This window comes from Burkholderia sp. ZZQ-2 (genome assembly GCF_050768715.1).
GTDB classification, from domain to species: domain Bacteria; phylum Pseudomonadota; class Gammaproteobacteria; order Burkholderiales; family Burkholderiaceae; genus Burkholderia; species Burkholderia cepacia.
The window spans coordinates 1-7,012 of the sequence record NZ_LDVA01000339.1 but is presented as its reverse complement, the minus strand read 5'-3'; the positions used below and the strand labels follow the sequence as shown (position 1 = coordinate 7,012).

At 66.3% G+C, this 7,012-nt stretch carries 8 protein-coding genes and 1 pseudogene; all 9 read left to right on the top strand.

Features of this window, described 5'->3' with window-relative positions; genetic code table 11:
• The coding region (locus tag ABY44_RS32335; protein WP_431643264.1) for a DUF4118 domain-containing protein at positions 1-1,574 on the top strand (1,574 nt) is incomplete at its 5' end.
• Entirely contained in the window at positions 1,571-2,323 is a 753-nt protein-coding gene (locus ABY44_RS32330) for a response regulator (protein ID WP_027790951.1), read from the top strand. The genes ABY44_RS32335 and ABY44_RS32330, both read left to right, overlap by 4 nt.
• Positions 2,324-2,623: 300 nt before the next feature.
• Positions 2,624-3,397, top strand: a complete 774-nt coding sequence (locus ABY44_RS32325; RefSeq protein ID WP_060173077.1) for an ABC transporter substrate-binding protein — start codon at positions 2,624-2,626, stop codon at positions 3,395-3,397.
• Positions 3,398-3,572: 175 nt separating this feature from the next.
• Positions 3,573-4,262, top strand: a complete 690-nt coding sequence (locus ABY44_RS32320; RefSeq protein ID WP_027790953.1) for an ABC transporter permease — start codon at positions 3,573-3,575, stop codon at positions 4,260-4,262.
• Positions 4,259-4,972: an ABC transporter permease gene (locus ABY44_RS32315; RefSeq protein WP_011355969.1), complete on the top strand. Its 714-nt coding sequence runs from the start codon at positions 4,259-4,261 to the stop codon at positions 4,970-4,972. Before ABY44_RS32320 ends, ABY44_RS32315 begins: the two co-directional genes overlap by 4 nt.
• A gap of 43 nt (positions 4,973-5,015) precedes the next feature.
• A complete protein-coding gene (locus ABY44_RS32310; RefSeq protein WP_042973307.1) occupies positions 5,016-5,783 on the top strand; it encodes an ABC transporter ATP-binding protein in 768 nt (255 codons plus the stop codon).
• A 74-nt stretch (positions 5,784-5,857) separates the two neighbouring features.
• The gene (locus ABY44_RS32305) at positions 5,858-6,292 is read left to right on the top strand and encodes a cupin domain-containing protein (RefSeq protein ID WP_027790955.1); all 435 of its coding nucleotides are present in this window, start codon (positions 5,858-5,860) and stop codon (positions 6,290-6,292) included.
• A 332-nt stretch (positions 6,293-6,624) separates the two neighbouring features.
• A complete protein-coding gene (locus ABY44_RS32300; protein WP_185625755.1) occupies positions 6,625-6,762 on the top strand; it encodes an HHHH-motif protein in 138 nt (45 codons plus the stop codon).
• A gap of 61 nt (positions 6,763-6,823) precedes the next feature.
• Positions 6,824-7,012 (top strand): annotated as a pseudogene (locus ABY44_RS32295) (DUF3761 domain-containing protein); the annotation flags it as partial.

The following is a 7,012-nucleotide window of genomic DNA, read 5'->3' as shown; positions in this document are numbered from 1 at the left end:
CCGACCGCATCGCGGGCGCGGGGCCGGATACGCGGCCGGCGCTGGCCGTGCGCGAGGCGCACCCGCGCACGCACGTGTGGGTGTCGCAGTACGCGGTGCCGCTGCTGCTCGCCACGCTCGTGTGCGCGCTGGCGACGCTGGCGGCGAGCGCGCTGCTGCGCGTGTTCGACCTGTCGAACGTCGTGATGCTGTTCCTGATGACCGTCGTGCTGATCGCGCTGCGGCTCGGCCGGCTGGCCGGCGCGTGGGCCGCGTTCGTCTGCGTCGGCTGCTTCGACTTCTTCTTCGTCGAGCCGAGGCTGTCGTTCGCGGTGTCCGATACGCAGTATGTGTTCACGTTCGCACTGATGCTCGCCGTCGCGCTCGCGATCGGCCAGCTCGCGGCACGCCTGCGCGCGGAGGCGCGGGCCGCGCGCGCGAACGAGAAGCGCTCGGCCGCGCTCGCGCGTGTCGCGCATGATCTGTCGGCGGCGATCGAAACCGAACAGATCGCATCGATCTGCACCGGCACGATCGCGCCGCTGCTCGGCGTGCGCGTCGCGCTCGTGCTGCCCGACGTGGACGACCGTCTGATGCCGGCGCCGCACGCCGCGTTCGTCGAAGCGCCGATCGCGCGCTGGGCCTACGAGCATGCGCGCGGCGCCGGGTGCGGGCTGCCGCCGTTCGAGCGCGCGGCCGCGCAATACCTGCCGCTGAAGGCGCCGATGCGCGTGCGCGGCGTGCTCGTGCTGTTCGGCGACGCGCAGCCGGTACCCACGGACCCCGACGATCGCCGCCTGATCGACGCGCTGTGTTCGTCGATCGCGATGGCGCTCGAACGCGTGCACTACGTCGGCGTCGCGCAGCACACGCTCGTCCGGATCGAAGGCGAGCGGCTGCGCAACGCGCTGCTCGCCGCCGTGTCGCACGACCTGAAGACGCCGCTGACCGCGATCCGCGGGCTCGCCGAGACGCTGGAGCGGCCCGAGCGGCTGGCCGACGGGCAGCCGGCCGCGCTCGCGCACGGCATCCGCAACCAGGCCGAGGCGCTGCACGGGCTCGTCGTGAACCTGCTCGATCTCGCGCGGATGCAGAGCGAGGGCGTGCGGCTGAATCGCGAGTGGCACATGCTCGACGAGATCGTCGGCAGCGCGCTCGCGCATTCGGCCGGCGTGCTGGCCGGCCGCGACGTGAGCGCCGACCTGCCGGCCGACCTGCCGCTGATCGACGTCGACGCGCTGCTGATCGAGCGCGTGCTGATGAACCTGCTCGACAACGCGGCGAAGTACGCGGGCGCGGATGCGGCCGTGGCGGTGCGCGCGCGCGTTTTCGGCGAAACGCTGTACGTGTTCGTCGAGGACGACGGGCCCGGCTTCGTCGCGCGCAACACCGAGCCGCTGTTCGAGCCGTTCGAGCGCGAGCGCAAGGAATCGTCGATCAGCGGCGTGGGGCTCGGGCTCGCGCTGTGCCGCAGCATCGTCAACGCGCACGGCGGCTCGATCCGCGCGGTGCCGCTCGATCCGCACGGCGCGCGGTTCGAGATTCGCCTGCCACTGGGTGCGCCGCCCGACATCGAACACGAGAGCCGGACATGATCAGATCGCGCGTACTTATCGTCGAGGACGAATCGGACATCCGCCGTTTCGTGCGGATGGCACTGGAACAGGAGGGGCTCGACACCTGCGAGGCGTCGACGGCCCGCGAGGCGCGGATGTACGCGTCGAGCAGCAAGCCCGATCTCGTGATCGTCGATCTCGGGCTGCCGGACGACGACGGCAAGACGTTCATCCGCGAACTGCGCGAATGGTCGACGGTGCCGGTGATCGTGCTGTCGGCGCGGCAGCAGGAGGTGGAGAAGGTCGCGGCGCTCGACGCGGGCGCGGACGATTACCTGCCGAAGCCGTTCGGCGTGCCCGAACTGCTCGCGCGGGCGCGCGCGCAGTTGCGGCGCGCGGCGTTCGTGTCGGCCGACGGGCAATCGTCGTCGATCGTGCGCTTCGGCGACGTGACCGTCGATCTCGGCAAGCACGAAGTCGCCCGCGGCGGCGAACCGGTTCATCTGACGCGCCTCGAATTCCGGCTGCTCGCCGCGCTGATTCGCGCGCGCGGCGGCGTGGTCGCCGCGCGGCAATTGCTGGCCGAGGTGTGGGGGATCCACGACGCGGAACGCGCGCACTACGTGCGCGTGTACATGACGAACCTGCGGCAGAAGCTCGAACCGGTGCCGGCGCGCCCGCGGCACCTGTTGACGGAACTGCAGTTCGGCTACCGGCTGGTCGGTCTGGAAACGGTCGGCATGACGGACGGGCAGCGTGATGCGGCGTCGGCAGGTCTAGACAGGTGAAAACCCGCTCCCGGCCACCAGCCTGCATGCGGAGAAAGCTGTCGTTTAGCTCGCTGTAATTCGTAATTAATTGAAATTGAAGGGAATTTACAACCCACGGCCATAATCCGCCGACAATTAGAGATAAACACGGATTGCTGGTGATGCGCCTGCGCGGGCAAAGTTGTATGTACAACTTGGGCGGTCGCCGGACGAGGCGATGCCCGGGTTGGAAGGGTTCACGGCGGGGCGCCGTGCCGGCCGCGCCGGTGCGGGCTGTCCGACGGGACCCTTGCCCAGTTCGTCCACGACAGGAACGTCATGAAGAAACTCGCGCTCAGTATTGCCCTCGCCTGCATCGCGGTCGGTGCCCACGCCAAGGATTGGTCGACGATCCGGTTCGGCGTCGACGCCAGCTATCCGCCGTTCGAATCGAAGGACACAAGCGGCAAGGTCGTCGGCTTCGACGTCGATCTCGGCAACGAGATCTGCGCCCGCCTGAAGGCGAAGTGCGTGTGGATCGAAAACGACTTCGACGGGATGATCCCGGCACTGAAGGCCCGCAAGTTCGACGGCGTGCTGTCGTCGATGTCGATGACGCCGGCGCGTGCCGAGCAGATCGCGTTCTCCGACAAGCTGTTCAACACGCCGACGCGCCTCGTCGCGAAGAAGGGCGCGAACCTGCAGCCGACGGCCGAATCGCTGAAGGGCAAGTCGGTCGGCGTCGAGCAGGGCACCATCCAGGAAACCTACGCGAAGACGTACTGGGCGCCGAAGGGCGTGCGGGTCGTGCCTTACCAGAACCAGGACGGCGTGTACCAGGACCTGATGTCGGGCCGCCTCGACGCGGCGCTGCAGGACGCGGTGCAGGCCGACATCGGTTTCCTGAAGACGCCGCGCGGCGCGAGCTTCGACTTCGCCGGCAAGGACATCGACGATCCGAAGACGCTCGGCAACGGCGCCGGCATCGGGTTGCGCAAGGACGACGCCGACCTGAAGGCGAAGATCGACCACGCGATCGCCGACATCATCAAGGACGGCACGTACAAGAAGCTCGAGAAGAAGTACTTCGCATTCGACGTCTACGGCGGCTGACCGTCCGTGCGGCGCGCATCGCCTGCGGCGCGCGCCGCATCCGTTGCCGGGTGCAATCCGCTTCGCGGGATGCGTCCGGCTTGATGAGCGGGTCGCATCAGGTAGTGCGCAGATATCGTTTGATGCGCGGTTAATGGCTATTGACAATCCAGCCACTTCGTTCTGGATCCCTTCTATGATCTTCCAAGGATTTGGCCCGCTTCTGTGGGCCGGCACGGTCGAGACCGTGAAGCTCGCGGTGCTGTCGCTGGCCGCGTCGCTCGTTCTGGGCCTCATCGGTGCGAGCGCGAAGCTGTCGACGAACCGCGTGCTCAAGTCGATCGGCACCTTCTACACGACGCTGATCCGCGCGGTGCCGGATCTCGTGCTGATGCTGCTGCTGTTCTACGGGATCCAGATCCTGCTGAACAACTTCACCGACATGCTCGGCTGGGACCAGATCGACATCGACCCGTTCGTGGCGGGCGTCATCACGCTCGGCTTCATCTACGGCGCGTACTTCACCGAGACGTTTCGCGGTGCGTTCCTGTCGGTGCCGCGCGGCCAGCTCGAAGCGGGCTTCGCATACGGGATGAGCGGCTGGCGCGTGTTCCGCCGCATCCTGTTCCCGCAGATGATGCGCTTCGCGCTGCCCGGCATCGGCAACAACTGGCAGGTGCTCGTGAAGGCCACCGCGCTCGTGTCGATCATCGGCCTCGCCGACGTCGTCAAGGCGTCGCAGGACGCGGGCAAGAGCACGCTCGATTTCTTCTTCTTCACGCTTGCGGCAGGCGCGATCTACCTCGCGATCACGACGGTGTCCAACGTCGTGCTGCATCACCTCGAGAAGCGTTATTCCGTCGGCGTCCGGAGGCTCGCACTGTGATCGAACTCGTCAGCCAGTACTGGCAAAGCTATCTCTACACCGACGGCTACCGCTTCAGCGGCCTCGCGATCACGCTGTGGTTGCTGGTCGTGTCGATCGCGCTGGGCTTCGCGCTCGCCGTGCCGCTCGCGATCGCGCGCGCGTCGTCGAACCGCTGGATCTCGGGCCCGGTGTGGCTCTATACGTACGTGTTTCGCGGCACGCCGCTCTACGTGCAACTGCTGATGTGCTACACGGGCATCTACAGCCTGCAGGTCGTGCACAACCACGTGCTGCTTGACACGTTCTTCCGCAACGCGATGAACTGCACGCTGCTCGCGTTCGTGCTGAACGAATGCGCGTATGCGACGGAGATCTTCGCGGGCGCGATCAAGGCGACGTCGGCCGGCGAGATCGAGGCCGGCATGGCCTACGGGATGTCGCGCTTCAAGCTCTATACGCGGATCATCCTGCCGTCCGCGCTGCGCCGTTCGCTGCCGAGCTACAGCAACGAAGTGATCCTGATGCTGCACGCGACGACGCTCGCGTTCACCGCGACCGTGCCCGACATCCTGAAGGTCACGCGCGACGTCAATTCGGCGACGTACATGTCGTTCCAGGCCTACGGCATCGCGGCCGTGCTGTACGCCGTCGTCGTGTTCACGCTCATCTGGGCGTTCCGAAAGCTCGAGACGCGCTGGCTCGCGTACCTCTCGCCGCGCGGCCATTAACGGCCATTAACGCATTCGCAAGATTCGCAAGGAAGGACCCAGCATGTACAAGCTTACCGTTGACAACCTGCACAAGAAGTTCGGCGACAACGAGGTGTTGAAGGGCGTGTCGATGAAGGCGAAGGCCGGCGACGTGATCAGCATCATCGGCTCGAGCGGCTCCGGCAAGAGCACGTTCCTGCGCTGCATCAACTTCCTCGAGCAGCCGTGCTCGGGGCAGATCACGATCGGCAGCGAGCCGATCCAGACCACGCGCGACCGCAACGGCTCGCTGCGCGTGGCCGACCAGAAGCAGCTGCAGCGGATGCGCACCAAGCTGTCGATGGTGTTCCAGCACTTCAACCTGTGGGCGCACATGACGGTGCTCGAGAACGTGATCGAAGCGCCGATGGCCGTGCTCGGGATCGGCAAGGACGAAGCGATCGCCCGCGCACGCAAGTACCTGGAGAAGGTCGGGCTCGCGCCGCGCGTCGAGGGCATGTATCCGTCGCACCTGTCGGGCGGCCAGCAGCAGCGCGTCGCGATCGCGCGCGCGCTCGCGATGGAGCCGGAGGTGATGCTGTTCGACGAGCCGACGTCGGCGCTCGATCCGGAGCTGGTGGGCGAAGTGCTGAAGGTGATGCAGAAGCTCGCCGAGGAAGGCCGCACGATGGTCGTTGTCACGCACGAGATGGGCTTCGCGCGCAACGTGTCGAATCACGTGATCTTCCTGCATCAGGGAAAGATCGAGGAGGAAGGGAATCCGCAGGAGATTCTGGTGAATCCGAAGAGCGAACGGCTCGGGCAGTTCCTGTCGGGGCGGTTGAAGTAAGCCGGCGGGCGGTGGTGCAGGGTGGAACGCTAAATGCTTGTCACGCGGAATCCTTTTGATGAAGGAGCACCGCGATGAGCGAGCAGACCACCACCGCTTTTTCCCATGTGAAGCCGCAGGACACCGCGTATCGCGGCGAAGGCCTGCGCGACTTCTTCCTGTATCGCGATCTCGGCATCGCGACCGCGACGAACGGCAAGGTCGTCGCGCAACTCGTCAGGGCGAATCATGCACCGGAGGCGGGCACCGGCTGGCACCGTCACGAGGCCGAGTTCCATATCGTGATCATGCTGAAGGGCTGGGCGCGCTTCATGTACGGCGAACGGGAGACGCTGGTGGCGGCCGGCGACTGCGTGCATCAGGCGCCGGGGATCGTCCACTACCTGTTCGACTACTCGCCTGACATGGAATACCTGGAGATCGTCGGGCCCGCCGATTTCAAGTCGATCGACGTCGACGGGCCGTGCGCCGTGCCGCCGCCGACGCCGTGGGGGGAGGCGGGCGCGTAGCTGCCCGGTTGCCCCTGGGCGCGCGTCACGTGCACGCCTGCATCAGACCGCCTTCGGGCGGTTTTTTGTTGCGCGCTCCCTGGAAGCCTCCATGCGTACCGATCACGCCTGCGGCACGTTTTCCCTTCCCCGGCAACGTTCTTTCGAATTCCGAACGGTTGGAAAGCTGAAGATCCGGAAAGAAAAGAAAGACATTCGTCAGCTTCGACGCGCAGGCCGCGCCGCGATGTCAAAGATCGTCAATTGCGCGGGGCGGCGGTGCACGGCCTGCCGACGACCGGCGTTAAGGAGGTACCAGCCGGATCGCCGGTTGACCTACCCGGGAGAGTTTCATGAAGCGCATCGCGAAGATCCTGACGGCTACCGCAGCGGCATGTGCGGTTCTTGTTCCGGCGCTTGCCGAAGCGCATTCGCATCGTGTGTGCCACGTCGATCATCACCACCATCGCGTGTGCCGCTGGGTGCGGTAAGCGCGAATTTTCCGGGGCGACCCGGAACGCATTCTTCAGTCAGGCAAATCAGGAGAGGACCATGAAAAAAACGATGTTGATCGCCGCGCTGGTCGCCGGCATGGGGTTGTCGATCGGTGCGTTCGCGCAGGTGCCGGCCAGCGCGCCGGCCGGCACGACCGGTCTGTGCAAGGACGGCTCGTTCTACTCGGGCGCGTCGAAGAAGGGCGCATGCGCGGGCCACAAGGGCGTGAAGACCTGGTACGGCGCC